Genomic DNA, 823 nt, shown 5'->3' with positions numbered 1-823 from the left:
TGGCGACTTCGGTCTTCTGAACGGGAAGCGACCGTGCCCGCAAACGCCGCCCGATGGTGGACTTGTATCGCCCTATGGCGGTCTCGACCAGCGAGCGTTTGCCATAACCGTTGGAGACCTGCCATTTCATCCGGCCGTCTCTGCCGATTGCGGCGATATGCTGGTCCCTTTGGCCGGGAGGTCTATCGTCGAATGGTTCGACCGCATTGGCACGAGGCGGAATGACGATTGCGGTGGCAGCGCTATGATCGATGACTGCGTCGTAAGTCGGCTTTCCGTCATAGGCGCCGTCAGCAGTAAACTGTCCGATCGGACCGCCAATCTGGTCGAGTAGTGGCTCAACTTGAGAGACATCGCCAGTGTCCTGATCAGTCAGGGTATGGGCAATGATCTCGCCGCTGTCGGCATCCAGTGCCAGATGCAGCTTGCGCCAACTGCGACGGGATCTGGCGCCGTGCTTCTCCTCCAGCCACTGACCCGCGCCTAGACCTGCAGGCCGGTGCTGTCGACAAGAACATGCACTGGTCCCTCCGGCGGAACCTGGCGATCATGCCGTTTGTTGGGCGATTGCCATGTCCGCGCCCGACGGCTCAGGGTGGTATGATTGGGGACAGCGAGCGCCAGCCCCATCAGTTGCAGCACCGAGTCCAGCAAGCCTTCTGCCTGAAGCAGCCGCAGGCCAAACACAAGGCCCAGCGTCAAGGTGGTCTCGATCGCCGGATCAGAATAGCGGTGCTGGCCGCCACGTGTCTTGCGTCTTGGCGCTTGCCACCTGGACAGGGCTTCCGGCGTCACCCACAGGGTCAAACTGCCGCGATGACGA

General features: G+C 61.7%; 1 pseudogene. It reads right to left on the bottom strand.

Features of this window, described 5'->3' with window-relative positions:
• Positions 1-823, bottom strand: a pseudogene (locus AC0L2L_RS33345) (IS5 family transposase); the annotation flags it as partial.

It is taken from the genome of Mesorhizobium sp. WSM4832 (assembly GCF_055811115.1).
Note: the sequence above shows the minus strand (reverse complement) of the source record. Positions and strands in the feature narration are given on the sequence as shown.